Annotated in this window: 20 protein-coding genes; 15 read left to right on the top strand and 5 right to left on the bottom strand. The window is 70.2% G+C overall.

Annotated elements, in window-relative coordinates; genetic code table 11:
- The first annotated feature begins 264 nt into the window (after positions 1-264).
- From FJV41_RS08895 to FJV41_RS08855, 9 genes are all read left to right on the top strand, one after another.
- Positions 265-708: a hypothetical protein gene (locus FJV41_RS08895; protein ID WP_141642002.1), complete on the top strand. Its 444-nt coding sequence runs from the start codon at positions 265-267 to the stop codon at positions 706-708.
- 191 nt (positions 709-899) lie between these two features.
- Positions 900-1,595 (top strand): RNA polymerase sigma factor, encoded by a 696-nt coding sequence (locus tag FJV41_RS08890; RefSeq protein WP_141642001.1) that lies wholly within the window; start codon positions 900-902, stop codon positions 1,593-1,595.
- Positions 1,592-2,338 carry a hypothetical protein gene (locus FJV41_RS08885; protein ID WP_174460875.1) on the top strand — a complete coding sequence of 249 codons (747 nt, stop codon included), beginning with the start codon at positions 1,592-1,594 and terminating at the stop codon, positions 2,336-2,338. Before FJV41_RS08890 ends, FJV41_RS08885 begins: the two co-directional genes overlap by 4 nt.
- Complete coding sequence (locus tag FJV41_RS08880) at positions 2,335-4,068, top strand: caspase family protein (RefSeq protein WP_141641999.1); 1,734 nt, start codon at positions 2,335-2,337, stop codon at positions 4,066-4,068. Before FJV41_RS08885 ends, FJV41_RS08880 begins: the two co-directional genes overlap by 4 nt.
- A gap of 30 nt (positions 4,069-4,098) precedes the next feature.
- A complete protein-coding gene (locus FJV41_RS08875) occupies positions 4,099-6,030 on the top strand; it encodes a DUF7151 family protein (protein ID WP_438616734.1) in 1,932 nt (643 codons plus the stop codon).
- The gene (locus FJV41_RS08870; RefSeq protein WP_141641997.1) at positions 6,027-7,916 is read left to right on the top strand and encodes a DUF7151 family protein; all 1,890 of its coding nucleotides are present in this window, start codon (positions 6,027-6,029) and stop codon (positions 7,914-7,916) included. The genes FJV41_RS08875 and FJV41_RS08870 overlap by 4 nt, the downstream gene beginning before the upstream one ends.
- Positions 7,917-7,969: 53 nt before the next feature.
- Positions 7,970-10,015: a DUF7151 family protein gene (locus FJV41_RS08865; RefSeq protein ID WP_141641996.1), complete on the top strand. Its 2,046-nt coding sequence runs from the start codon at positions 7,970-7,972 to the stop codon at positions 10,013-10,015.
- Positions 10,016-10,131: 116 nt separating this feature from the next.
- Positions 10,132-11,793 carry an NAD(P)/FAD-dependent oxidoreductase gene (locus tag FJV41_RS08860; protein WP_141641995.1) on the top strand — a complete coding sequence of 554 codons (1,662 nt, stop codon included), beginning with the start codon at positions 10,132-10,134 and terminating at the stop codon, positions 11,791-11,793.
- 1 nt (position 11,794) lies between these two features.
- Positions 11,795-12,832, top strand: coding sequence for an ATP-binding protein (locus FJV41_RS08855; protein WP_141641994.1), 1,038 nt, complete (start codon positions 11,795-11,797; stop codon positions 12,830-12,832).
- A gap of 5 nt (positions 12,833-12,837) precedes the next feature.
- On the opposite strand, the gene FJV41_RS08850 is transcribed toward FJV41_RS08855, so the two are convergent.
- Positions 12,838-14,394: a sensor histidine kinase gene (locus FJV41_RS08850; RefSeq protein ID WP_181790499.1), complete on the bottom strand. Its 1,557-nt coding sequence runs from the start codon at positions 14,392-14,394 to the stop codon at positions 12,838-12,840.
- 281 nt (positions 14,395-14,675) lie between these two features.
- Between FJV41_RS08850 and FJV41_RS08845 the strand changes: the two genes are divergently transcribed.
- The gene (locus FJV41_RS08845; protein WP_141641992.1) at positions 14,676-16,064 is read left to right on the top strand and encodes an ATP-binding protein; all 1,389 of its coding nucleotides are present in this window, start codon (positions 14,676-14,678) and stop codon (positions 16,062-16,064) included.
- A 165-nt stretch (positions 16,065-16,229) separates the two neighbouring features.
- Entirely contained in the window at positions 16,230-16,727 is a 498-nt protein-coding gene (locus FJV41_RS08840) for a hypothetical protein (protein ID WP_141641991.1), read from the top strand.
- Here FJV41_RS08840 and FJV41_RS08835 read toward each other — a convergent pair.
- Complete coding sequence (locus FJV41_RS08835; protein ID WP_141641990.1) at positions 16,714-17,430, bottom strand: DUF2238 domain-containing protein; 717 nt, start codon at positions 17,428-17,430, stop codon at positions 16,714-16,716. The genes FJV41_RS08840 and FJV41_RS08835 overlap by 14 nt on opposite strands.
- Before the next feature lie 188 nt (positions 17,431-17,618).
- Here FJV41_RS08835 and FJV41_RS08830 point away from each other — a divergent pair, with 188 nt between their 5' ends.
- The 4 genes from FJV41_RS08830 (at position 17,619) to FJV41_RS08815 (ending at position 21,885) form a co-directional block, all read left to right on the top strand.
- Positions 17,619-18,632, top strand: coding sequence for a Gfo/Idh/MocA family protein (locus tag FJV41_RS08830; protein WP_141641989.1), 1,014 nt, complete (start codon positions 17,619-17,621; stop codon positions 18,630-18,632).
- Between the two features lie 125 nt (positions 18,633-18,757).
- Positions 18,758-19,531, top strand: coding sequence for a VOC family protein (locus FJV41_RS08825; RefSeq protein ID WP_141641988.1), 774 nt, complete (start codon positions 18,758-18,760; stop codon positions 19,529-19,531).
- A 78-nt stretch (positions 19,532-19,609) separates the two neighbouring features.
- Positions 19,610-21,178, top strand: coding sequence for a Ycf46 family AAA ATPase (locus FJV41_RS08820; protein WP_141641987.1), 1,569 nt, complete (start codon positions 19,610-19,612; stop codon positions 21,176-21,178).
- Complete coding sequence (locus FJV41_RS08815; RefSeq protein WP_141641986.1) at positions 21,175-21,885, top strand: hypothetical protein; 711 nt, start codon at positions 21,175-21,177, stop codon at positions 21,883-21,885. Before FJV41_RS08820 ends, FJV41_RS08815 begins: the two co-directional genes overlap by 4 nt.
- Before the next feature lie 66 nt (positions 21,886-21,951).
- Here the strand turns inward: FJV41_RS08815 and FJV41_RS08810 are convergent, their stop codons facing one another.
- From FJV41_RS08810 to larB, 3 genes are all read right to left on the bottom strand, one after another.
- The gene (locus FJV41_RS08810; RefSeq protein WP_181790497.1) at positions 21,952-23,220 is read right to left on the bottom strand and encodes an SH3 domain-containing protein; all 1,269 of its coding nucleotides are present in this window, start codon (positions 23,218-23,220) and stop codon (positions 21,952-21,954) included.
- A gap of 114 nt (positions 23,221-23,334) precedes the next feature.
- The gene (gene larC, locus FJV41_RS08805; protein WP_174486762.1) at positions 23,335-24,507 is read right to left on the bottom strand and encodes a nickel pincer cofactor biosynthesis protein LarC; all 1,173 of its coding nucleotides are present in this window, start codon (positions 24,505-24,507) and stop codon (positions 23,335-23,337) included.
- 5 nt (positions 24,508-24,512) lie between these two features.
- Complete coding sequence (larB, locus tag FJV41_RS08800) at positions 24,513-25,265, bottom strand: nickel pincer cofactor biosynthesis protein LarB (protein ID WP_141641983.1); 753 nt, start codon at positions 25,263-25,265, stop codon at positions 24,513-24,515.
- Between the last annotated feature and the right edge of the window lie 20 nt (positions 25,266-25,285).

Here is a 25,285-nt window from a genome sequence, read left to right as displayed (position 1 = left end):
CGACGCCATGACGGCGGCCCGTACCCACGGGTCGCCCGGCGTCGGGCGGCCTCAAACTGAGATCTCCCCGAGGTCGGCGGCTCATGCCTGGAGACGCGGGACGCGCCTTCGCGGCAATGGGCCGGAGTGGCTGGACGCGAACTCGGCCGCCACCTCCGCACCGTCAGGGCCTGCCTTCGCACCGCGTCGGCGGGCCCTCCGGGCCCTGGCAACTCCAGACGCCACGCGCCCCCGCCCCACAACCCGCTCGATAGGAGAGACCCCATGACGGAGACACTCACGCTGTACCGCCCGGTGGGGCTGAAGGAAGCGGAGCTCGTCCTGGCCATCGACTGTCGCGGCTTTCCTCCCCGCCTGCCGGACCAGCCCTTCTTCTACCCGGTGATGAACGCGGACTACGCGCGGCAGATCGCCCGGGACTGGAACGCCCCGGACGCCGGCTCCGGCCACGTGGGCTTCGTCACCGCCTTCGACGTGGAGTCCTCCTGGCTCACCCGCTACCCCGTCCGGACGGTGGGCGCCGCGCGACACCAGGAGCTGTGGGTGCCCGCCGAGGAGCTGGAGGACTTCAACGCCCACCTCGTCGGCCCCATCCGCTTCATCGAGAGCTGGTACGGCCTGGACGCAGCCCACCGCGCCACCGTGCTCGCCCGGCTCCAGACCGCCTGGTCCCAGGTCCATCCCCACTCGGCCCTCCCCTTTTCTTGAGGCCGGCCCAGAAATAGTTCGAGGGCATAAGACCGCGTCCCGACAACTATTTCTGGGTCGTGCCGCAAGGAATTCGGCATCCCTTCGTTGACGTGGACAACCCATTTCGCGAGCAAGCTCCGTATCCCTTTCAAGGGTGACGGCTGGTCGGGCATTGGGCTCGAGCCGGCTCGCGTGGTGTCGGAGAGACCGTGCTGCCAGGCAATGACCGCTCCGTCCTGGAGTCCTTCCGTCGTGGGGATTCGTCCGTCCTCACCCAGGTGTACCGCGCCTATTCGCCGGAGGTGCTGCGCTACCTCTCGCGACGCTTCTCCGTGGGCCCGGATGGTGGGGCCACGCGCACCGTGTCCCTGTCCGCGCTGGACCTGGACGCGGCCCATCAGGAGACCTTCGTGCGCGCGTTTCGTCCCAACATGCGGCAGGCCTATGACGGGGTGCGGCCCTACCTGGGGTTCCTGCTGACAGTCGCTCGCTCGACGGCCATCGACCTGATGCGCGCGTCGGGACGGGTGTCCCGGGAAGCCGTCTCGCTGGACGAAGCACCGGAGCTCAACCAGTTGCCCAATGAGGGGCGCAGCCCGGAGGAAGAGGCACTCGGCACCGAGGTCCGGACGCTGGTGCGCCGCTTCCTGGAGACGCAGTCCGAGGAAGGTCGCGCGCTGGCGCAGCTGCGGTTCGTGGAGGGGCTGTCCCAGGAGACCACCGCCGAGCGACTCCGACTCACCCGAGGCGAGGTCCGCGTGCGCGAGCGCAAGCTGCGCACGCAGTTCACCGAGCACCTGAAGTCCTCCGGCTGGCTGGAGACGACGGCCGAGCCTGGACGCCTGGAGCTGGGCGTCCTCTTGGCCACCCTCGCCCTGTGCGCGATAGGGAGCATCCCATCATGAGGTGGTACGAGCGACACATCGACGCCAGCCTGCCGCGCTGGGCCCAGGGAGAGCTTCCCCCTGCCCAGGCCTCGCGACTGCTGCGCCATGCCCACGTCTGCCACCGCTGTGGCCCCCTCTACGAGCGATGGGCCCAGGCGCACCGCGCGCTGGAGGACTCGCTGGACGCGCCCTCCTCCATGGAGCGGCTCGCGTTGACGGAGGGGGGACTGGAGGCGGCGCTGGCCGCGGCGGAGCCCCTGGCCGCCCCTTCACGGTGGCCGTCGATGATGGCGCTCGCGGGCGCGCTGACCGCCGTCGTCGCCGCCATGGTGCTGTCGCCCGCGCTGACCGACGAGTTCCGCGCCCGAGGCCTGGGCACGCCGCCGCCCGGCGTGGCCCTGCGCATCTTCTGCGCCACCCCGGGTCAGCCGCTGCGGGAGCTGCACTCGGGGGAAGCCTGCCCGGCGGGCGCCATGCTGGCCTTCGCCGCGGGCGGGCAGGCGCCGTACACGCATATCGCCGTCCAGGTGCGCGGCACGCAGCGCGCGGAGCTCACCGCCGGCCCCTTCCTCCTGTCCGGTGCGCCAGGCAAGGAGGCGCCCCTCGCGTTGACGGTGCCGCTGCCGGAGACGGTGGGCGAGGCGGAGGTGACGGCTGCGTTCGCCGACAGCCCGTCCGCGGCCCTGGCGGCCTTGCGTGGTGAGGAGCAGGGGGGGGCAGTGGTGCTCAAGCAGGCCCTGAGGGTAGAGGAAGGTCCATGAACAAGCTGGGAGTGCTCCTCGGGGTCGCCGCGCTCTTCGCCGCACGCGACGCCTCGGCGGATGCCCTGGTCCGCCGCGCGCTCGTGATTGCCCACAACGGCAGCGACGACCCGTCGCTGCCCGCGCTGCGTTTCGCGGACGATGACGGCGTGCTGTGGGCGGAGACCCTCCAGCGGCTGGGGGTGGAGACGACGCTGCTGGTGGACCCGGATGCCTCCACGCTCGCGGGCGCGCGGCCGGTGCTCGCGGGCGCGCGGCCTCCCACGCCCGACGAGGTGAAGCGCGAGGTGGCCCGGCTGCGCGCCGCCAGCCTCGCCGACGACGAGCTGGGCCGCGAGACGGACGTGCTCGTGGTGTACGTGGGCCACGGCAACACGGACGAGGCGGGCCGCGCCTACTTCACCCTGGCGGGAGGCCGGCTGGACAAGGCGAGCCTCTACGCGGACGTGGTGGACCCCCTGGGCGCCGACTACGTGCACCTCATCGTCGACGCCTGCCGCGCGTCCGGCGTCGTGGGCAGTCGGGGTGGGCAGACGGACGCGGCGGTGCTGGCGGAGCTGCGCGGCATGCTCGCTCGCGAGCAACTGGCCACCCGGCCCACCGTGGGCGCCGTCTTCGCGGAGAGCGACGATGGAGAGACCCACGAGTGGTCCCGCATCCGCGCGGGCGTCTTCAGCCACGTGGCGCGCTCGGGGCTCCTGGGCGCCGCGGACATCAATGGCGACGGACAGGTGGAGTACAGCGAGCTGGGCGCCTTCGTCTCCGCGTCGCTGCAAGGCGTGAAGGGCCTTCCGGCGCGGCTGAGCATCCACGCGTTCGCGCCCACCGGAGCACCCCGCCGTCCCCTCGTCGGCCCGGCCCCCAGCGGCCCCAGCCTCACGCTGTCCAGCGGCTTCGGTCACTCGCGACTTTCCGTGGAGGACTCGGACGGACGGCGGCTCGCGGACGTGCGTCGCTCCGAGGACCAGTACGTGATGCTGCGGCTGCCGGAGCGCGACGTGTACTGGCTGCGCACGCCCACCAGCGAGGCCCGCGTCACCCTGGCGGAGCTGTCCCAGGAGGTGCTGCCGGACCTGAGGCCCCGCGAGCTCCAGGAGCGCGGTCCCGCCGAGGAGGCCCTGCGCCGGGGCCTGTTCGCCGTGCCGCTCGACAAGGACTTCTATGACCAGTACGTGGTCGCCGCGGGGCTGGTGCCGGTGGACTTCTCCCGCGCCTTTCCTCCGGCCGCGGGCGGCGGCGACTTCGTGTCCCGGCGCTTCGCGATGGCCAGCCCCTCCGCCTTCTCCGCGTGGGAGGTGGGCCTCGTGGGGCATCAGGCGCCCCTGGGGCTGAGCAGGTTCTCCACCGGCCCGAGCCTCTCCTGGCGCGATGACACGTGGCCGCACCTCTACTACGGCGCGCGCGCCACCTACTCGCTGATGCCGGTGGCGTTCGAGGGCATCCGCACGCATCGCACCACGGTGCAGGGCCTCTTCGGCCTGAGGGATGGGGAGCGCACGCCACTGTTCCTCGAGGCGGGACTCGGCTGGGGTGTGCTGGGGGTGACGTCGCCGAACAAGCGCATGTGGGACCCGACGCTGCTGACGACGCACGCGGCGGCGGGCGTGGCGGGGCGGCTGCTGGGACTGAAGCTGCGACTGGCCGCCACGGCCTCCGCGGACCGCGTCACGCTGGACGGTGACGACAGGTGGGACCGGATGTTCGGCATCGAGCTGGCGCTGAGACGCTGACACCGTGCGGCCCGGGGGAGAGCCTTCGTGATGCGACCTGTCTGGATGACGCTGCTCGTGCTCACCGTGGGCTGTGACGGAATCGACCTGGAGCAACTCGTCCGTCAGCACAATCCCCTGTCCCGCTTCGAGCCCGAGCCCTCCGGCGAGAACTGCGAGCACGGCGGACGGCGCACGCTCACGGGCCTGGACCTGGACGACGACGGCGTCCTGGACGACGCAGAGGTGAGCAGCACCTCCTACGACTGTGCCCTGGCACCGCCGCGAGTGCTGGTGGTGACGCAGACGCTTCCTCCGGGGACACCCTGCCCGTTGGGCGGCCAGCGCTTTCGCGCGGGCCTGGACGTGAATGGCGACGGGCAGTTGGAGGACGCGGAAGTCACGCAGGAAGTCGTCACCTGTCGGGATGCGTCCACCGTGGTGTACCGCGTGAGCGACCTGGACTCGTATCCGCTCGCCTGCGACGAGGGGACGTCCCTCCTGGAGGCAGGGCCGGACCTGGATGGCGATGGCGCGCTGGGGGACACGGAGCGCCGCGCGCAAGCCATCGTCTGCGCTCCCGCGTCGATGGTCCGCGTGCGCCCGCAACCCGAGCCGCCCGGAGCCCGCTGCGCCTCCGGTGGCACCCGCCTCAATGTGGGCACCGATACGAACGGCAACGGCACACTCGAGGACTCCGAGGTGGCCACGCGCACCTACGTGTGCCTCTCCGAAAACACGTTCACCGGCGACTACTATCTGCGCGACGCGGTGGACCTGGAGGTGCTGCGCACCCTCTCCCGCATCCAGGGCTCGCTGAACATCCAGGACACCGCGCTGGCCGAACTCGTCCTGCCATCGCTCACCGCGGTGGAGGGGCCGCTGTACGTGGGCGGCAACACGGCCCTGACGCGTCTGGAGATGGACGGGCTGCGCTTCGTGGGCGGCGACATCACCGTCTACGCCAACCCGGAGCTGGAGACGCTGACGCTCGGTGGCTCGACGGAGCAGGGCGCCCTGTGGGTGGAGCGGGACTTGTCCGTGCAGCAGAACCCGCGCCTCGCCAGCCTGGATGGGCTGAAGAACGTGAGGCCCCGGGGCAACCTGTCCTTGTTCGACAACGACTCGCTCACCCTCCCTGCCTCGTGGAACCTCACGGAGCTGCCCGGCTCGCTCGATGTCATCGGCAACGCGAAGCTGACCCGACTGCCCTTCCGCGTCCTCAAGCAGGTGGGGGGCTCCATCGCCATCAATGAGAACCCGGCGCTGACCGAGCTGGAGTTGACGCAACTGGAGACGGTGGGCAACACCCTGACGCTCCGCCAGAACGGCTCGCTGACCAACCTGTCGGGCCTGCCCGTACTCCGGACGATTCAGGAGGGGTTCTACGTGACGGACAATGACGCCCTGGTCTCCACATCGGGGCTGGGCGAGCTGAACAGCGTGAGCTGGCTGTCCCTCGCCGACAACGACGCCCTGACGGCCTGCGACTTCCCCCAGCTGACGGCCATCCACGGCCGGTTCGACCTGACGCGCAACAGGGCGCTGACGCACCTGGGGACCTTCCCGGCCCTGTCCTCCCTGCCGCGACTGGCGCTCTCGGAGAACGACGTGCTGAACGATGTGTCGGGGCTGGGCAACCTCCGGAGCATGGAGGAGTTAGAGGTGACGGGGAACCCGGCGCTGAAGCACCTGGATGGGCTCTCACACCTCAAGTCGCTGACGAAGCTCAAGGTGGACTCCAATCCCGCGCTCGAGCGACTCGGGTTGGGCGACCTCCAGGAAGTGCGCCAGACACTGGGCATCGTCTGGAACACGGCGCTGCCCACCTGTCTGGCCAACACCTTCGCGGACCGGGTGTTCATCGGAACGGAGCGCGACATCCGGGGCAACGACGACACGGCCACCTGCGCGACGCCGGTGCTCCCTGTCGGCGATATAGCAGCGCAGGGCGCGTGGGCCCCCGAAGGAAGCACTCGATGAGATGGTCATGGCTGGCGTTGCTGCCCCTGGTGATGGGCTGTGAAGCCCTCCGGTTGAGCGAGCTGTTCCCCGCGCTCTCCCGCACCATCGTGGAGCCTCCGGGGGAGCGCTGTCCCCTGGGAGGACGGGTGATGTTCGTGGGCACGGACCTCAACGCGAACAGCGTGCTCGACGACGACGAGGTGACGAGCACCGAGGTCCAGTGCGCCATCGTCCCCGACCTGCTGGTGATTGTGGAGCCGGTGCCCTTCGGGACGCGGTGCCTGGGAGGAGGACAGGTCACCCGCGCCGGGCACGATGCGAACGGGAACCACACATTGGACCCGGAGGAGGTCGCCCGCGAGGTGTACACCTGCTGGAAGGTCTCCGACGCGCCCATCCTCTCCCGCGTGCGCATCCCCGAGCCGCCCCCGAGTTCCTGCCCCGAGCCCACCAGGCTCACCCTCGTCGACACGGGGCCCGACGAGAACGGCGACAAGAACCTCGACGACGACGAGGTGCGGACCACCCTCACCCTCTGCGCGCAGGAGCCCCAGCTCCTGGTGGAGCTGGACTGGGAGCCGGCGGGTGAGAAGTGCGCGGCGGGCGGGACTCGCGTCTTCGCGGGCATGGACCAGAACACCGACAGGGTGTTGGACGCCTCGGAGGTCCTCGCCTCCAGCTTCATCTGCCGGGACCGGAACACCTTCGAGGGCGACTTCCTGGTGCGGAACGACACGGACCTCGCCGTGCTCCAGGGCATCGGCCGCATCCGAGGCACCCTCCAGTTCCGGGGCGGCGGTCCGTCGCTTTCCCAGGTGAGGGTGCCCTCACTGGAGGTCGTCGATGGCGCCGTGGTCATCGAAGGCAATCCCTCCCTGACGCGCATGCAGTTGCCCGGCTTGCGCTTCGTCGGACAGGGGCTGGAGATTCGCGGCAACGACATGCTGGAGACGCTGGAGGTCGGCGGCGCGAGCGGCGAGAAACTGTGGGTGACCACGAATCTGGCCGTCGAGTCCAACGCCCGGCTGACGAGCCTGGACGGCCTCCGGTTCGTGGTTCCTCGCGGCGGCGTGCTCCTGAAAGGCAACGCGGCGCTCACGCACGCGCCCGAGAGCCCGGGGCTGCATTCCATCCAGTTCCTCGAGGGAGCGTTGACCATCAGCGCTCACGGCACGCTTCCGAGGCTGCCCCTGCCCAACCTGGTGCGAGTGGCCGGGGACGTCGTCATCGAGGGCAACACCCACCTGGTCACGCTCGGGGGGACGAAGCTGGAGTCCGTGGGTGGAAACCTGCGGGTGAAGGGCAACCCCCAACTGCCGAACCTCATGGGACTGTCGTCACTCCAGGTCGTCTCCGGCGAGCTGGAGGTGAGCGAGAACGCGGGGATGCTCAACTCCTACGGTCTCTTCTCGCTCCGGCATGCGGGGAGCATCACCTTCGCCCGCAACGACGCGATGACGGTGTGGGGGGACCTGCCCGAGCTGCGGAGCGTGGCGACGGGCATCTCGGTGGACTCCCTCCCGGAGCTCAAGACCCTGGGGGGCCTGATTCCACTCGTGAACGGGCCCTGGCTCTCTCTCGACAACAATCCCAAGCTGACCGCGCTACATGGGCTGGCGAACCTGGAACACCTGCGGGGGCTCTCGGTGCGGCGCTGCGACGCGCTCGGCAACCTGGGTGAGCTCGCGAAGCTGCGCACCATCGAATCGCTGATGGTGGAGGACAACGCCAACCTGACCCGCCTGGGGTTGGACACGGTGCAGGAGGTGTCCAGCTACCTGTCCGCCCAGCGCAACCCGCGGCTTCCCACCTGTCATGTCCTCGAGTTCGTGGGGCGCGCCTACACAGGCACTCCCGGCGTGCTCTTCGTGGCGGACAACGACGACCAGGCCACCTGCCCATGAGTCCATCTGGTGGGGACAGCGCGCGCGACGAGAAGCGACCAAGAGGAACTCCGATGCGATGGACCTGGGTTGTTCCGCTCTTCTTGCTGGGGGGCTGCGATGCGATTCGCCTCGGCGACTTCCTCGAACCCCACGCGACGCTGATACGCAAGGAGCCGGAGCCCGCGGGCGAGCACTGCGAGCATGGCGGGGAGGCGATGCTCGCGGGCCCGGACGCGAATGACGATGGGCTTCTGTCCGACGACGAGGCGGACAACATCCAGTACTTCTGCGACAAGGCGCCCCCACGAGTCGTGCAGCGCACGCGGGAGGAGCCGGCGGGCACGCATTGCGAGCACGGCGGTCGCCGGGTGGAGTCGGGCATCGACACCGACCTGGATGGCGTGCTCGGCGACACCGAGGTGACGGCCGAGGAGTACGTCTGCGCCACGACCTTCCCAGGGGTCTTGGTGCGCACGCGGAGCGAGCCCCGGGGCGAGGCGTGTCCGCTGGGCGGCCAACTGACTCACGCGGGCAACGACACGAACCAGGACGGCATCCTGTCCGACGACGAAATCACCCGCGCGGTCTACGGCTGCCAGGAGCCGGACACGGTGCTCACGCGCGTGGTGGGGCTCGGGACGCGCGAGGACAGTGAATGCGGCTCCTCGGACGTCTACGCCGTGGAGTCCGGACCCGACCTGGACCAGGACGGCACCCTCGACGACGACGAGCTTCGCGCCTCCACCCGCATCTGCAGACCGCCGGGGAGCATCCTGACACGCCAGCACGCGGAGGCGCCCGGCGTGAACTGCATCGCTGGCGGCGTGGCCGTGGCCTACGGCGGAGACGAGGACGGGAGTCTGGTGTTGGAGGAACTGGAGGTCCTGGGCCGGCAGTACGCATGCCGGTCCGCCGCCACCCATGACGGCACCTACGAACTGCTCGACGCCACGGACGTCGCCGCGCTCCAGAACATCTCCCACATCCGAGGAGGGCTCATCATCTCCTCGCAGGTGGCCACGGAGGTGGTGCTCCCCGGGCTGGAGTTCGTCGAAGGCTCCGTGGACATCCACGACAACCCGCTGCTCGTGCGCGTGGCGCTCACGGGGCTTCGCTTCGTCCGGGATGACGTGGTCATCGCCCGCAATCCGCAACTGAACTCGCTGATGTTCGGCCCCGCCTCCTTCCCCCCGAGCCGCGCAGTCCAGGTGGGCCGGAGCCTGAGGGTGGAGCAGAACGCCCGGTTGTTCTCCCTGGCGGGGACGGGCGCCCTCACCCCTCGACAGGGCCTTGAAATCACGGACAACGCCATCCTCGAAGGCGCGGGGACCTTCAGTTTCGTCGAGAGCATCACGGGCACCGTGAGAATCACGGGCAACCCAGCGCTGAGAGACGTTCCACTGCCGCAGGTCGCCCTCGTCGGGGCCCTCCACATCGTCGACAATCCCTCGCTCCTTTCGCTGGCCGGGCTGCGCAAGCTGCGGACCATCCCGGGTGACGCCTCCCTCGTCCGCAATGAGGCGCTGGAAGACACCGCCCTGCTGGAGAACCTCCAGACCGTCGGCCGGGAGTTCGTGGTGTCGGGAAACCCTCAGCTCAAGCGCCTGGAGCTGCCCAACTTCTCCCGGGTGGGGGGCTTCACCATCGAGAACAACAACAACCTGTCCGTCCTCGGCCCCATGCGGGCCTTGCGGGACGTGGGGCCCTACTTCCGCGTCATCGGAAATCCGAGGCTGTATCAAGTCACGGAGCTGGGCTCCCTCCAGAGCATCCGCGGCGAGCTGGTCATCACCAACAACCGGTCCCTGATGGACCTGTCGGGCCTGGAGCGACTGACCATCGCCAGCAACCTCTACGCGGATGGGAACACGAACCTGCCGACCCTCGTCGGGCTGAAGGGCCTGCGAGAGGTGGACGGCCTGACGGTCCGGGACAATCCCAGCCTCACGGAGCTCCGGCTCGACTCCCTGGCCCAGGTCCGCGTCGGCTTCATGGTCACCGGCAACACGTGGCTCCCCTCGTGTCGGGCCACCCTGCTCGCGGAGGCCGTCCACACGGGCGCCCTCGACGAGCGCGTCATCGATAGAAACGACGAGGCGGCCACGTGCCCGCCGTAGCCCGCCTCGCGGGCGCTCGCTGACGCCAGGGCTCCGGGCGGCCCGCGCACGGCCCGTCCGCCCGCCTGGAGGACCTGCGCTGTCCGGTGCGTTCTCTCCCAAGGGGAGCGAACCGCATGGCCAAGCCCGTCATCCTCGCGGTGGACGACGACACGGAAGTGCTGCGCGCGGTGGAGCGCGACCTGCGGCGGCAGTACGGCCGCGAGTACCGCGTGCTGAGCGCGGACCGGGGTGAGGCGGCGCTGGAGACGGTGCGTCAGCTGCGGCTGCGCGGAGACCCGGTGGCCCTCTTCCTGGTGGACCAGCGCATGCCAGGCATGTCCGGCGTGGAGTTCCTGGAGCAGGCCAAGGCGCTCTACGACGAGGCCCGGCGCGTGCTGCTCACCGCGTACGCGGACACGCAGGCCGCCATCCACGCCATCAACGAAGTGCACCTGGACCACTACCTGCTCAAGCCGTGGGAGCCTCCCGAGGAGCGCCTCTATCCGGTGCTGACCGACCTGCTCGAGGAGTGGTGGGCGCACCACCCTCCGACGTTCGAGGGCATCCGCGTGCTGGGCAACCGCTGGGCGCCTCGCTCCCATGCGCTGCGGGACTTCCTGGGCAGCAACCAGGTGCCCTACCAGTGGCTCGACGTGGAGGTCAGCGACGAGGGCCGGCTGCTGCTGGCCCAGGCCGGCGGCGCGGCCGTGGAGAAGCTGCCCCTGGTCCTCTTCCCGGACGGCACGCGGCTGATGGGGCCTTCCACGCTGGAGGTGGCCGAGCGCATCGGCCTGAAGGTCCGCGCCACCAAGCCCTTCTACGATCTGGTCATCATCGGTGGAGGACCCGCGGGGCTCGCCGCCGCCGTGTACGGGGCCTCCGAGGGCCTGAGCACCGTCATGGTGGAGCGCAGCGCACCGGGCGGACAGGCGGGCACCAGCTCGCGCATCGAGAACTACCTGGGCTTCCCGGCGGGCCTGAGCGGCGGAGACCTGACCCGGCGCGCGGTGGCGCAGGCGGCGCGTTTCGGCGTGGAAATCCTCACGCCCCAGGAGGTGAGCGGCCTGCGCGTGGAGGACCCGTACCGCATCGTCACGCTGGCGGATGGGACGGAGCTGAGCTGTCACGCGCTGCTGCTCGCAATGGGCGTTCAATGGAAGAAGCTGGAGACCCCCGGCATGGAGGCGCTCACCGGCGCGGGCGTCTACTACGGCTCGTCGCGCACGGAGGCGGTGTCCTGCAAGGAAGAGGACGTCTACATCATCGGCGGCGCCAACTCGGCGGGACAGGCCGCGCTCTACTTCGCGCAGTTCGCCCGGCAGGTGACGCTGGTGGTGCGCGGCGACTCGCTGGAGCGGGGCATGTCCCACTACCTCGTCGAACAGGTGCGCTCCCTGCTCAACGTCACCGTGCTGCTCGACACCGAGGTGACGCGCGTGGAGGGCGGCGCCCACCTGGAGCGCCTCGCCCTGGCCACGCGGGGACAACCCGAGCGCACCGTGCCCGCCACCACGCTGTTCGTGATGATTGGCGCCGTGCCCAGGACGGAGTGGCTGGACGGACTGGTGGCCCGGGACGCGCGCGGCTACGTCCTCACCGGACCGGACCTGATGCCCGGAGGCCAGCGCCCCAAGGGCTGGAAGCCGGACCGCCCACCGTTCCTCCTGGAGACGAGCGTGCCGGGCATCTTCGCCGCGGGCGACGTGCGCCATGCGTCCATCAAGCGCGTGGCGTCCGGCGTGGGCGAGGGCTCCATCGCCATCTCCTTCATCCACCAATACCTGAGTGAGGTGTGACGTGTCCGCGGACGTGAAGGAGCCCCAGGAGCGTCTGCGATGCCTGGAAGGCACGCTGCTGCGCCAGGAGAAGCTGGCCGCGCTGGGCCGCCATGCGGCGGGGCTGGCGCACGAGATGAACAACCCCGCCTCCGCGGGCCGCCGCGCCACCGAGCAGCTCACCCTGGCCATGGACGCGCAGGAGGACCTGTCCCTCGCGCTGGAGCGCTGGAAGCTGACGGAGGAGCAACGCGTGCTGCTCCTGCGCACGTGCCGGCAGAGCCAGGGCCGGGGCGCCACGCGGGACCTGGACCCGCTGACCCGAGGTGACGCGGAGGACGCGCTCGCGACGTGGATGGATGAACGCGGCGTGGTGAACGCGTGGGACCTCTCGCCCACGCTGCTCGACGCGGCCATCGGACAGGAGAAGCTGGAGGCGCTGGCCCAGGCCCTTCCCGCCGACGCGCTGCCGGACGCGCTCGCGTGGCTTGAGGCGATGGTGCGCACGCGGGCACTGCTCGCGGAGGTGAAGCAGAGCACCACGCGCCTGGCGGAGCTGGCCGGCGCGGTGAAGTCCTATACCCATGCGGGCAAGGAGCAGCTCGAACCCGTGGACGTCCACGAGGGCCTGGAGAACACGCTGCTGCTCCTCAACTACAAGCTGAAGCACGGCGTCGAGGTGAAGCGCGAGTACGACCGCGACCTGCCACGCGTCCAGGCCCTGCCCGGCATGCTCAACCACGTGTGGACCAACCTCGTCGACAACGCCATCGACGCCATGGGCGGCAAGGGCCACCTCACCGTGCGCACCGCGAAGGACGGTGACTTCCTGCTCGTGGAGGTGGTGGATGACGGGCCCGGAGTACCGCCGGAGCTGCTGCCGCGCATCTGGGAGCCCTTCTTCACGACCAAGCCCATGGGCCACGGCACCGGCCTGGGCCTGGACATCACCCGCCGAGTCGTCGTGGACCGACACCACGGCGACGTGCGCGTGGAGTCGAAGCCCGGGCGCACGTCCTTCCAGGTCCGGCTTCCGCTGAAGACACCTCCGCCGGGGTGACACCGCTACGCGCCGCGCAGCTCCTCGAGCTCCGGACGCGGCTGTGGAGAAGGCGCACGCGGACGCGCGGGCTCGGGGATGAAGGCGCTGTCGAGTTCGAGGGGCAGGCGGACCCGGAAGCGCGTCTCGCCCGGCCTGGAGGTGACGACCACCTCGCCTCGGTGCAGCGTGGACACCACGCGGTGGGTGATGCTCAGCCCCAGGCCCGTGCCCTCGCCCACGCCCTTCGTGGTGAAGAACGGGTCGAAGACCCGTGGCAGCACGTCCTCGGGGATGCCGGGGCCGTCATCCACCACCTCCACCTCCACGTGGTCCCCGTCGCCGCGCGTGCGCAGCAGCAGCGTGCCCCCGCCGTTCTCCTTGATGGCGTCGGCCGCGTTCTCGATGAGACTGGTCCACACCTGATTCAGCTCCGTGCCGTACGCGGTGATGGGCGGCAGGCTCCGGTCATAGTCCCGCTCCACGCGCACGCCGCGCAGCCGATGCCCCAGCACGGCCAGCGTGCTCTCCAGTCCCTCGTGGACGTCCACGCGCTGCAGCGGCGCTTCATCCAGGTACGTGTACGCCCGGGCCGCGTTCACCAGCGCGGCGATGCGCCCCCCCGCCTGCCCCACCTCTTCGAGCAGCACCGAGATTCCCCGCGTCGCGGCCACCCAGCGCAGCGTGCCCTTCAGCACGTCGCCCTGCAGCGACTCCAATTCGTGCTCCAGTCGCTCGAGCGACAGGCCCGACTCCACCAGCTCCGGCGCCAGCACCCACGCGTCCTCCACGCCGCGCGCGCCCAGCCACCGCGCGAGCGCGTCCTCCGCGTCGCCCCGGTCCAGGGGACTGCGGGAGACGGGCTCCAGCGAGGCGCGAGCCTCCAGCGCCCGCACCTGGGGCTCGGACAGCGTGCGGCAGTCCAGGGACAGCGCCAGCGAGGGCAGCTCCCCCAGCCGTTCCCCCAGCTCGCGCACGCCGCGCATCACCGCCGACACGGGGTTGTTCAGCTCATGGGCCAGCCCCGCGGCCAGCGTTCCGAGCGATGCCAGCTTCTCCTGCTGGAGCGAGATGGACTGGAGTGCCTTCATGCGCTCGGCCATCTTCCGGAGAATCTCCCGGTTCGCCGTGGGGCACTCCGCGAGCATCTGCCAGAAGGCCTTGTGACTGAGCCGCACCAGCCGGCAGTACGAGAGGGCACGGCTGCTGGCGAGGAAGCGCTGGCCGAGCAGCAGCGGCACCTCCCCGAAGAACTCTCCGGCGCGGAACACGGAGACGAGCGTCTCCACGCCTCCCACCGTCTTGGTGATGCGCAGCTCTCCTTCCAGGATGAGGTAGAAGGCAGCGGGTTCCCCTTCGTGGCCCAGCCACTCCTGGGGTTGAAGCTCCACGTGCGTGGACTCGCCGCGCAGCCACTCGGCCTCCTCGGGGTCCACGTCGGAGAAGAGCGAGACGGTCCGCAGCTCCGACAGGAAGAGAGTCGCCGCGTCGCCTTCCTCCGCTCCTGCCGAGGTGGGCGGAGTGCTCGTCGGCGACAGGCCCGGGGCCTCCGTGCGCGGATGGGGAGCGGCGTGCGGCTCCATGCGGAGCTCCTTCCTGTCAGGGTTCCCCCAACATTGCGCCCCGTCCGCGAGTCTCGCTTCCCCACAAGCTCCGTCGTCCGCCACCCTGCCGGACATGCGTCGCGCGGGAGCGGACAGCCAGGCGGTGGCCGCCTGCTCCCAGTCGGGTGAGGCCCCCCCCTCGAGCCCCAAGGCGCCGGGCGCCTACAGGGCTTGCATCCCACGGTCCATGTCGATTCCGGGTCCACGGGGCCATCCGGAGATGGACACCCTTCCTCGGACCCAGGCAGCATCGAAGGGACATGGGAAGCGAGGACATCGTCACAGCGCTGCGCCGGGTTTCACTGTTCTCCCGGCTGGGCGACGAGCAGCTCCACTGGGTGGCCAGTCATGGGCGCCAGCTTCACTTCGCCGCAGGGACTCGAGTCGCCGCGCAGGGAGACCCCGCCGACGGCCTGTCCGTCATCCTCGAGGGACGCACGGTGTGGTCCCGCCGGGTGGGAGACCAGGACGCACCCACGGGCACGCTGGAGGCGGGCGACATCTTCGGGGAGCTCATCCTCTTCCTGAACTCCCCCTATCCCACCACCGGCCATGCGCAGACGGACGTGCGCTTGCTGAGGTTGGAGCCCGCCGCCTTCTGGGAGCTCTTGCGGCAGGCGCCCTCGCTGGGACGGGGGCTCATGGAGGTGGCGGCCCAGCGCACCCAGCCGCAGGAAGTGGTGTCCACGCAGCAGCCCGGGCTGCTGACGCCCGGGCAGATGGTGGCGGGGCTCGCACCGGAGCTGGGCAACCCGGCGACGGCGGCGAACCGGAGCGCGACACGGCTGCGCGACACGCTGCGCCTGGTGTCCGCTCGGGCCATGGCGCTGGGGCAGCATGGCCTGTCCTCCGCGCAGCGTGGCGCGTTGCTCGCGCTGCCTCGCGAGGCCGCCGACCGCGGCCGGGCGACTCCCGCGCTGGAGCCGCTCGCGCGGACGCGGCGCGAGGAGGACGTGGGCGCGTGGCTGGAGATTCGCGGCATGACGGACGCGTGGGACGTCGCGCCCGCGCTGGTGGCGTCCGGGCTGGACGTGGCGTGGCTGGACTCGGTGGCGCACCGCGTGGGTGAAGCGCTGCTGCGCGACACGCTGTCCTGGCTGGTGGCGGCGGTGAGCGGAGACGTGCTGCTGGCGGAAGTGGAGCGCGGCAGTGCCCGTGTCTCCGCCCTCGTGGAAGCGGTGCAGGCGTACAGCTTCATGGACCGGGCACCGGCCACGGAAGTGGACGTGCATGACGGCCTGGAGACCGCGCTGGGCGTGCTGCGCCACCGGCTGGATGGCGGCCACGTCACCGTGGAGCGGCAATACGAGCGGACAGCCCCGAAGCTGAGCGCGGAGGGTGGCGCGCTGGACGAGGTGTGGACGCAGTTGGTGCTGAACGCGCTGGAGGCGCTGGGTGAGCGCGGTGGGACGCTGAAGCTGCGCACCTGGACGGAAGCCGGTCAGGTGGTGGCGGAGGTCGCCGACGACGGGCCTGGGATTCCCAGGGACTTGATGCCGCGCATCTTCGAACCCTTCTTCAGCACGAAGCCGCACGCGGCGGGGCTGGGGCTGGACATCAGCCGGCGCATCATCGAGCGGCACGGCGGTGACGTGCGCGTCCTCTCCGAGCCAGGCCACACGCGGGTGCAGGTGCGGCTGCCGGTGTAGCGCTCCGGGCGGGTGTCCTGCGGAGCACGCGCGGAGCATCCACCGGGAGACGGAAGACCTGTCCTCGACGCTCGCGAGCGTCGTGCCGTGCACGCCCGCGTGGGGGGCCCTCTGGTTCGCGAGGGGCCACGCGGGTGGAGTGCTCTCCAGTCAGGGGAGCAACTCATGTCCGGCGAAATCCAGGGCGCCTGGTTCAAGGCCATCCTCGGCGCGATGACGGCAGCGTCTTCGCGCTTTCCAGCGCACCAGCGCACCATCAACAGCATGCGTGACGACACGTGGTACGCGTGGGAGGACTACGTGCGCATGACGGGGGAGCTGCACGCGGCGCTGGGAGACAGGGCGGTGGAGGCCATTGCCCAGCGCTCGGCGATGCGCACGCTGCCGCTGGCTCGGGCGAAGGGCTTCGACTCGGTGGAGAAGGTGTTCAGCGACTTCGACTCGGTGCTGCGCGCGCTGGTGAAGGACCTGCCCGCGACGGACAGCACGCGCACCGTGGCCTTCATGCCCCTGGCGGCGGAGCTGGAGAGCGGCTCGCGCCTTCCCGCGCCGCTGCTCTTGGGGACGTTCCGCGGCTTCCTGATGGGGTTCGGGAAGATAGTCACCGAGGCGAAGATGACGCCTCGGCACACCGTGCGGCGCTACTCGCTCAAGTGGATGTGAGCTTCGCACGCGCGACCAGTCGCTCCACGCTTCGCAGGTGGGCACGGCCGAAGACGGCCATGGCCAGGGTGGCGCCGCAGAGGGCGAGGAACATGTCCCACTGCGCGTCCCAGATGTCGCCTTGCGAGCCGAGGAACTTGTCGCCGCCCTCGGGGTCCAACAGGAGCGCGGCCCACCACTCCAGCAGTTCGTAGAAGGCGCTGATGGCCAGCGCCACCGCGCCGGTGAGGAAGTTCAGCCAGCCGCCGCGCCGCAGGGGCGTGGCGCGCAGCAGCACCTCGCGGATGATGAACGCGGGGAAGAAGCCCTGAACGAAGTGCCCCAGCCGGTCATAGGGGTTGCGCGACAGGTGGAAGGTGTCTCGCGCCCAGTCGCCCAGGGGCGTGAGGGCATAGGTGTAGTAGCCGCCGTACGTCAGCACGAGCACGTGCAGGAAGACGCAGACGTAGACCCAGCGAGACATGGGGAAGCGGCGGAAGGTGGCGGCCAGGACGACCATGCCGATGAGGCCGGGGCCCACTTCGAGCAGCCAGTTGAGCGGGCCCTCCGGGCTGAGCAGCAACGTGGCGATGAGAATGGGAGCCAGCACGCCGGCGAGCACCAGCGGCACCCGGGCTTCTTCTCGCGTGCCGCGCACGGGAGCGAAGTACGGAGCGACGAAGTCGGCGGAGGGCGTCGAGGACAGGGGAACCGCGGGCTGCATCAAGGGGCCTCGTCTCGGGCGTGCCCGGATGTGAAGGCCGGGCCGCGCACAGCATCGCATGTCCCCAGCGGAGGCGTGCTCGCCCCATGCGTGCCGGCACGGCATGACACGAACGGCCTCGCTTCGCGGGGCGACACCGTGAAGGCGCTTACACGCTCGGACCTCCGTCTCTGGCAGGCTGCGCCCCCATGGCGCGCATCGGAATCATCGGGACGAAGTGGGGGCGCATGCACGTGGGAGCCTTCCGCGCGGCGGGCGCGGATATCGCGGCCCTGTGCGGACGCGACCCCGTGGCCACCCGAATCGCCGCCGAGCAGGAAGGCATTCCCCTGGCCACCACGGACGTGCATCAACTGTGCGCCGCCGTGGACGCGGTGGTCGTGGCGAGCCCAGACGCACTGCACGCCACCCATGTACTCGCCGCTCTGGATTCCGGACGCGCGGTGCTCTGCGAGAAGCCCCTGACTCGCACCATCGAAGAAGCACGCCTCGTGGCACGCCGCGCCCACGACACCCCGACGCCCAGCGCCGTCAACTTCCCCTACCGCATGCTGCCGCCCCTTCGCGCCCTGAAGCACTGGCTCCGTGGACGCTCCGTGCGCCACCTCGTCCTCACGCTGCGCACTGGCTTCACGTCCATCGGCGACGATGCACCCGACGCGCCCCTCACTGGCGAATCCGGAGACTGGGGCGGCCTGTCGCACGTCATCGACGCGGCCTTGTGGCTGACAGGACACGCGCCTGTCTGGGTGCAGGCCTCGCTCTCCGGCCGGCCCGTCCACACCGCCGCGTTGCACGTGGGACTCTCCTCCGGCGCCGTGCTGGTACTCACGCATGCCGCATGTCCTGAGCCGGGCCTTCACGGCGGATGGACGTTGCTCGGCCACGACTGGGAGGTGGGCTTCTCCGGGGGCTACGTGCCCTCGCGCGGAGGCTGGTGCATCTCCCCCGTACGCGGCTTCGAGCAAGGCACCTGGAAGGACCTCGCCCCCGGCGTCGAGCCCCGACCCGGCGAGCCCGAGCCCTGGGCCCGCGCCCACGAGGAAGGCGCGCGCCGATTCCTCGGCCTGCTGCGCGGAGCACCCCGCGACGGACTCGCCACGGTGGAAGACGGCGCCATCGCCCAGGAGGTCATCGCGGCGGCGCTCCGCTCCAACGAAGAGGGCCGGAGGGTCCACGTGCCTTCCACCTCGGCGTCGTGAAGGACACGCCGCGACAGGGGACCCCTCCCTCCGGACAGACAGAGCAGGCAAGGTGGCTCGCGCGACTACCCCGGGGGTGGATACCTTTCACCCGCACGAAGCCTCATCCCACGAAGGAGCACGACATGCCGACGGTCGAAAAGCATGCGGTCGGAACACCCACCTGGATGGACCTGACGACGCCGGACCTGGAACGGTCTCGCGCCTTCTACAGCGCGCTGTTCGGATGGACCTACCTCATCGGTCCCGAGGAGTCGGGCTTCTATTCGATGTGCCAGCTCAACGGCCGCATGGTGGCCGGCATCGGCCTGAAGCCCAAGGACGCGCCCTACCCCACCGCCTGGAGCGTCTACTTCGAGGCGGATGACGTGGATGCCTTCGTCCAGCGCGTCGAGAAGCTGGGAGGCAAGGTGGTGGCAGCCCCCATGGACGTCTTCGACGCGGGCAGGGTCGCCGTCTGTACGGACCCCACGGGCGCGAGCTTCGGGCTCTGGCAGTCACGCGGGCACAAAGGCGCGCAGCTCGTGGGAGAGCCCGGCACCATGGCCTGGCACGAGGTGAACACCCGCGACGGCATCCGCGCGAAGGACTTCTACTCCGCCCTCTTGGGCCTGGAGGCCAAGAAGCTGGACCTCGGCATGGACTACTGGACCCTCGACAAAGGCAGCGAGCCCGTGGCCGGAGTGCTCCAGATGACCGCGCAGTGGCCCGGCGACCTGCCACCCCACTGGATGAACTACTTCGCTGTCACGGACACGGACGCCTCGGTGCGCAAGGTCACCGAGCTGGGCGGCAAGGTCCACGTGAAGCCCACCGACTCGCCCTATGGCCGCTTCTCCGTGGTGACGGACCCGGTAGGGGCGGCCTTCACCCTCATCGCGCCGAGCCGGCCCGCGTAGAGCCCTGTCGGACGCACGCCACTCCCGTGGGCACCCGCGTTTTCGCTTCCGCGCGGTGCCCACTAGAGTACTGGACGAATGTCGTCCTTCTCCCCCGGCAGCGCCCGCGTCTCCCGTCCCGCCGAGCCGTGGCTCGAGGAGCTCGACATCTTCGTGCGGGCTCGCTACCCGCTGCTCTACCTGGTGTCGTGGGAGGAGCACCGCGTCGACGCCATCCTCGCGGAGCTGGCGCGCGCGCACGGCAAGGCCCTCTTCACCTGGTCCATCACCCGGGGCCTGCGCAGCATGGGCACCTCGCGCACCGCGCCCCTGCCCGAGGACACGCGCAATCCCATCGACGCGATGGCCGCCATCGAGAAGCTGGGCGAGCCCGCGCTGGTGGTGCTCAAGGACTTCCATCCCTACCTCGAGGACCGGGGCGTGGTGCGCGCGCTGCGGGAACTGGCGCACTTCCTCAAGAGCACCTTCACCACCGTCATCCTCCTGTCGCCCACCCTGCTCATCCCCGTGGAGTTGGAGAAGGAAATCTCCGTCATCGACGTGCCCATGCCCGGGTACAACGACTTGCTCCAGCTCTTGAGAGAGATTGTCGCGGTGGTGCGGCGCACCAACAAGGCGACCATCGACCTGTCGAGAGACCACGCCGACCAGCTCATCAAGGCGGCGCTCGGGCTGACGATGGCGGAGGCTGAGAACGCCTTCGCCAAGGCCATTGCCCATGACGGCAAGCTGGGCCCCGAGGACATCAAGCGCATCCAGGACGAGAAGCGGCAGGTGATTCGCAAGAGCGGGTTGCTCGAGTACTACCCGCCCGAGGAGTCGCTGGGGAACGTGGGAGGGCTGGAGAACCTCAAGGGGTGGCTGAGCCAGCGCACCGCGGCCTTCGGCGAGCGGGCCCGCCAGTTCGGCCTGCCGGAGCCTCGGGGCCTCTTGCTCCTGGGCGTGCAGGGCTGCGGCAAGAGCCTCACCGCGAAGGCCGTGTCCGCGCACTGGAACCTGCCGCTCTTGCGGCTGGACATGGGCCGCATCTTCAGCGGGCTGATTGGCTCCTCCGAGGAGAACCTGCGCAAGGCCATCCGCGTGGCGGAGAGCGTGGCGCCGGTGGTGTTGTGGGTGGACGAAATCGAGAAGGGGCTGTCCGGTGTGGCCTCCTCCGGCGCGGGAGACACCGGCGTGTCCGCGCGCGTCTTCGGCACGCTGTTGACGTGGCTCCAGGAGAAGACGGCGCCAGTGTTCGTGGTGGCCACGGCCAACCGCATCGACGGCCTGCCGCCAGAGGTCCTTCGCAAGGGACGCTTCGACGAAATCTTCTTCATCGACCTGCCCGAGCAGGCCGAGCGCGAGGCCATCTTCCGCATCCACCTGCGACGGAGGAAGCGGGAGCCAGAGGGCTTCTCGACGGAGGAGCTGGCCACGCTCACCGAGGGCTTCAGCGGCGCCGAAATCGAGCAGGTGGTGGTGGCCGGGCTCTATGAAGCCTTCGCGGAGGACACCGAACTGGCCCAGCGGCATCTGGTGCGCACCATCCAGGACACCTTCCCGCTGTCGGTGACGATGCACGACGAGATTCGCCGGCTGCGCGACTGGGCGAGAGGCCGCACGCGTCCGGCCTCGTCCGGGAGGACCCTGCCCCAGAGGGCGACATGAGCTCCAAGTTGTCGCGCTTCCTCCACCTGGAGAAGGACCGGGGCGAGCGCGCGAAGCGGGAGCTGCCACCCCAGCTTCAAGACGGAGGGCGCCGCTTCGAGGACATCGCCGAGCGCGGCGCGCTGCCCCAGGGCGAGGTCCCCGAGGCGCACCTGGAGCGCTTCAAGGCCCAGGCCCCGGTGGTGTTGGAGCAGCGGCCCGACAGCTCGGAAGACGACGGGCCGGACTTTCCCCGCTGCGTCGTCTGCGCGTCGAACAACGGCCGCTTCGCGAAACACTGCCAGCAGTGCGGCGCGGACCTGGGGACACCCGAGCAACTCGCCTACAGGGAGCAGCTCGCGCGCGAGCACCGGGAGCAGCGCGCGAAGCAGCTCGGCGTCGAGCGGGAGGGCGCGCTCCAACGGCTGGAGCAGGAGCGCCGCGAGGACTCGGAGCGCTACGCGTTCCTCCTGGGGAAGCTGCGCGCGGAGGAGCAGAAGCACGGCGCGTGGCGCCTCTTCGCGCGTCACTCCACCGTGGGCACCGGGCTGCTGGCCCTGCTGCCCTCGACGTTCGCGCGGTGCCTCGCCATGGGGGCCTATGTTGGGGTGACGCTCGGACTGCTTCGCTTCGGCCCGGGCGACGTGCGCTGGGTGGGCATCGGGATGATGTTCCTCCTCGCCCTGTTGTTCACACCGTGGCGGAGCCGGTTCAGGCGCTGGCGATGAACGGCCGGGGTGCCCGCGCCACCCGAACTGGCGAAGGGCGGCACCCCGGACCTGGACTCCTCGCGACTACGAGGCCTCGGTCGTCGGACCGTCGATGGCGATGGCGCTGCGGTTGCCACGCATGAAGGCATCGAGCTTCTCGGGAGACACCTCGATGGGCGCCTTCGAGGGATGCGCGGGGTCACACACGATGAAGTTGCCCTCGTCCGTCACGCCCACCACGGCGACGAAGTGTTCGATGGCGCCACCGCCCTGGGTCCAGGTGTCCTTCTTCTTCTCGGTGGCGAGGGTGTACTCACCCGGCGCGGTCTCGTCGGGGAGGAAGTCGCCGTTGTCGTCCACGTAGACGCGACCCTCGGGGGCCCTCAGCGCCTCGGGCGTCAGGTCTGTCGCCGTCGAGTACTCGTAGAACGAGCCGGAGATGACCACCGTGCTGCCGTCGCGAATGGCATCCGCGATGGCCGCCGGATTCGCCGCCGGCCGGTAGAAGGTGCCGCCCGCGGCCGTCACCGCGTGCTCGATGTCCGTGGTGCCGGTGTAGCTCCCGTTCTCCCCCAACGCGTAGACGACCTCGCCCTGGTCATTCGTGCCGACGCCGTCATCGCCGGAGTCGTTCTCGTGATTGCCCCAGTAGCGCACCGCCTGCACTTCCGCGCCCGTGGTGTCCTGACCGTGCGTGGTGACGAGGTCGGGGATGGGCGGAATCTCCAGGCCCTCGTTGCGCAGCGCCGTGAGCGTGGCGGAAGGACCGCAGTTGGCGTTCTCGCCGTCGCCGCCCACGTCTCCCTCGGCGCCGAACTGGTCGACGTAGACGTCCTGGTACTCCGCCGAAGCCGCCGTGTTTTCGTCGCTGGGAGTCCCCACCGCCACGGGCGCCTGCGCCGCCTCGGCCTCCGTCAGCTCCCGGGTGAAGGACGTGCTCACCCAGCCCGTGCTCCCATCGGGGCCGCGCACGTAGACGAAGCCAGCCTGCTCCGGCGAGCCCTGCGGCGGCGCGATGACCTCCAATCGCTCCCCGTTCCTGAAGCCGCCAAGGTCCCTGGAGCTCGCCAACGGGCGCTCCCGCAGATTCACCCCAATCCCCGATTCCACCTGGAGCTTGTCCCCCACCTCCAGCCTGTCGTTGCCCTGCACCGACGCGTTCGTCACGGGAGGCGGCGGGACCTCCAGCGACACCTGCGCGCGAGCGGGACGGGCTTGCTCGAACGACGACACCGCGAAGTTCATGGCCGCCTTGGCCACCTGCTGCAGCGGCGGCGGCACCGTCTTCTCGATGGCGACGTTCCCCACGGTCCGGATGACAGGCCCCAGGCTCCTACGGATTGCATCAGTCATGGAATTTCCCCCTCTTGCCAGAAACAAACTAGCAAGAATGTTTTCGCATGACCATGTCCCCCGGTTCATCCGTCATCTGGCCGGGGGGCCTTACACAACCTGGAGGACCGCGGCTCAGCTTCGCTGGCTGAGCGCCACCAGGGCCGCGGCGACCACCTGCTTGAGCGGGACACCAGCGGCCTCCGCGAGGCGGCGGCAGTCCTCGAATTCGGGGTGCGCGTTGAGGACGGCGCCGTCGCGCAGGCCGCGCTTCACGCGCACCTGGCCCCAAGGCGTCTCCACCTCCACCCAGTCGCGCTCCAGCGCCTGTCGCTCCACGCGGTGGTAGCGCACGCCCAGCGTGGTGGACTCGCGCAGCAGCGTGTCCACCACCGTGTCGCGCAGGCCGCCTTCCACCAGGGCGCTCAAGAGGTGCCCGGGGCGGCTCTTCTTCATGACCACGGGCGTCACCCACGCATCCAGCGCGTCGACGGCGAGCAGCCGCTCCACCAGGTGTCCCAGCAGTTGGGGCGTGGCATCGTCCAGGTTGGCCTCCACCACCCACAGCCCCTCCGAGCGCGTCGCCTCCATGCGGCCCAGGGACGCACGCAGCACGTTGGGCCTGTCCTTGAAGTCCTTGGTGCCCACGCCGTAGCCCACCTTCTCCACGATGAAGTCGGGAGGGTGGCCAATGTGCGCGAGCACCTTGAGCAGCGCCGCGCCGGTGGGCGTCGTCAGCTCGCCCACGCCCTCGAAGCGCACGGGCACGTCTCGCAACAGCTCCAACGTCGCCGGCACCGGAATGGGCATGGTGCCATGCGCCACGCGGATGGAGCCGCTGCCCAAAGGAGGCGGCGCCGCGTGGACCTCCGGGTCGCCCAACAACTCCAGCACCACCGCCGCGCCGCAGATGTCGACGATGGAGTCCACCGCGCCCACCTCGTGGAAGTGGATGTCGTCGATGGACACGCCGTGCACCTTGGCCTCGGCCTCGCCGATGGCGCGGAACACCGCGAGCGCGCGCTCCTTCACGCGAGGCGACAGCGTGGACGCGGACTCGATGAGGCGGCGGATGTCCGCATAGGCGCGGTGCGGATGCGCCTCGCGCGTGTCCAACACCACATCCAGGTGGGTGCCGCTGATGGCGTGGCGCACGGCGCGACTCACCGCCAGCTTCCACCCCGGGACGCTCAGGCCCCGCAGCGCGGCTTCAATCGCCTCGGGCTTGAGCCCCAAATCAATGCCCGCCGCCAGGAACATGTCCCCGGCGATGCCGCCCACCGGCTCCAGGTAGAGGATGCGTCGCATGGGGCTCACCGCCGTCCCTTCGTGCGGGAGACGAGCGCCGCGTAGAAGCCTCCACCGAAGCCGTTGTCGATGTTCATCGTCGCCACGTTGGAGGCGCACGAGTTCACCATCGCCAGCAGCGCGGACAGGCCCTTGAAGTTGGCGCCATAACCCACGGACGTGGGCACCGCGACGACGGGGATGCCCACGAGCCCCCCCAGCGCGCTCGCGAGCGCCCCCTCCATGCCGGCCACCACCACCGCGACGTGGCACTCCTGGATTTCCTCCCGGCGCCGCAACAGCCGGTGGATGCCCGCCACGCCCACGTCGTAGACGCGCCGCACCTCCGCGCCCATGGCCTCGGCCGTCACCGCGGCCTCTTCCGCCACGGGGATGTCGCTGGTGCCCGCGGTGACGATGGCCACCTTGCCAGAGCGCACCTTGCCCTGCTTGAGATGGAAGATGCGCGCCACCGGGTGGTACAGCCCCTTGGGGAAGCGCGACACGAGGACCTCGGCCTTGTCCGGCTGCAGCCGCGTCACCAGCACCGTCTGCTTGCGCTCCACCAGCGCGCCGACGATGCCCAACAGCTGCTCCACCGTCTTCGGCTCGCCCAGCACCACCTCGGGGAAACCGAAGCGGAGGTTGCGGTGGGTGTCGAGCGTCGCGTAGCCCAGCTCCGCGAAGGGCAAATCCTTGAGCTTGCCCACGGCGGCGTCCACCGAGACGCGGCCCGACTTCACGCTCCCCAGGAGCTGCTTCAGCGCCTTCTCATCCATGGGGCCCGTCTACTCCGAAA

The sequence above is a fragment of the Myxococcus llanfairpwllgwyngyllgogerychwyrndrobwllllantysiliogogogochensis genome (assembly GCF_006636215.1).
GTDB lineage: Bacteria > Myxococcota > Myxococcia > Myxococcales > Myxococcaceae > Myxococcus > Myxococcus llanfairpwllgwyngyllgogerychwyrndrobwllllantysiliogogogochensis.
The sequence above is the reverse complement of the archived record's forward strand: the minus strand, read 5'-3'. Positions and strand labels throughout refer to the sequence as shown.

Coding starts and splice junctions, on each gene's coding strand:
- FJV41_RS08880 (WP_141641999.1), top strand. CDS start 2,335: ATGAACAAGCTGGGAGTGCTCCTCGGGGTCGCCGCGCTCTTCGCCGCA.
- FJV41_RS08825 (WP_141641988.1), top strand. CDS start 18,758: ATGCCGACGGTCGAAAAGCATGCGGTCGGAACACCCACCTGGATGGAC.
- FJV41_RS08850 (WP_181790499.1), bottom strand. CDS start 14,394: ATGGAGCCGCACGCCGCTCCCCATCCGCGCACGGAGGCCCCGGGCCTG.
- FJV41_RS08815 (WP_141641986.1), top strand. CDS start 21,175: ATGAGCTCCAAGTTGTCGCGCTTCCTCCACCTGGAGAAGGACCGGGGC.
- FJV41_RS08895 (WP_141642002.1), top strand. CDS start 265: ATGACGGAGACACTCACGCTGTACCGCCCGGTGGGGCTGAAGGAAGCG.
- FJV41_RS08810 (WP_181790497.1), bottom strand. CDS start 23,220: ATGACTGATGCAATCCGTAGGAGCCTGGGGCCTGTCATCCGGACCGTG.
- FJV41_RS08875 (WP_438616734.1), top strand. CDS start 4,099: ATGCGACCTGTCTGGATGACGCTGCTCGTGCTCACCGTGGGCTGTGAC.
- FJV41_RS08820 (WP_141641987.1), top strand. CDS start 19,610: ATGTCGTCCTTCTCCCCCGGCAGCGCCCGCGTCTCCCGTCCCGCCGAG.
- FJV41_RS08845 (WP_141641992.1), top strand. CDS start 14,676: ATGGGAAGCGAGGACATCGTCACAGCGCTGCGCCGGGTTTCACTGTTC.
- FJV41_RS08860 (WP_141641995.1), top strand. CDS start 10,132: ATGGCCAAGCCCGTCATCCTCGCGGTGGACGACGACACGGAAGTGCTG.
- FJV41_RS08830 (WP_141641989.1), top strand. CDS start 17,619: ATGGCGCGCATCGGAATCATCGGGACGAAGTGGGGGCGCATGCACGTG.
- FJV41_RS08835 (WP_141641990.1), bottom strand. CDS start 17,430: ATGCAGCCCGCGGTTCCCCTGTCCTCGACGCCCTCCGCCGACTTCGTC.
- FJV41_RS08885 (WP_174460875.1), top strand. CDS start 1,592: ATGAGGTGGTACGAGCGACACATCGACGCCAGCCTGCCGCGCTGGGCC.
- FJV41_RS08865 (WP_141641996.1), top strand. CDS start 7,970: ATGCGATGGACCTGGGTTGTTCCGCTCTTCTTGCTGGGGGGCTGCGAT.
- larC (WP_174486762.1), bottom strand. CDS start 24,507: ATGCGACGCATCCTCTACCTGGAGCCGGTGGGCGGCATCGCCGGGGAC.
- FJV41_RS08870 (WP_141641997.1), top strand. CDS start 6,027: ATGAGATGGTCATGGCTGGCGTTGCTGCCCCTGGTGATGGGCTGTGAA.
- FJV41_RS08840 (WP_141641991.1), top strand. CDS start 16,230: ATGTCCGGCGAAATCCAGGGCGCCTGGTTCAAGGCCATCCTCGGCGCG.
- larB (WP_141641983.1), bottom strand. CDS start 25,265: ATGGATGAGAAGGCGCTGAAGCAGCTCCTGGGGAGCGTGAAGTCGGGC.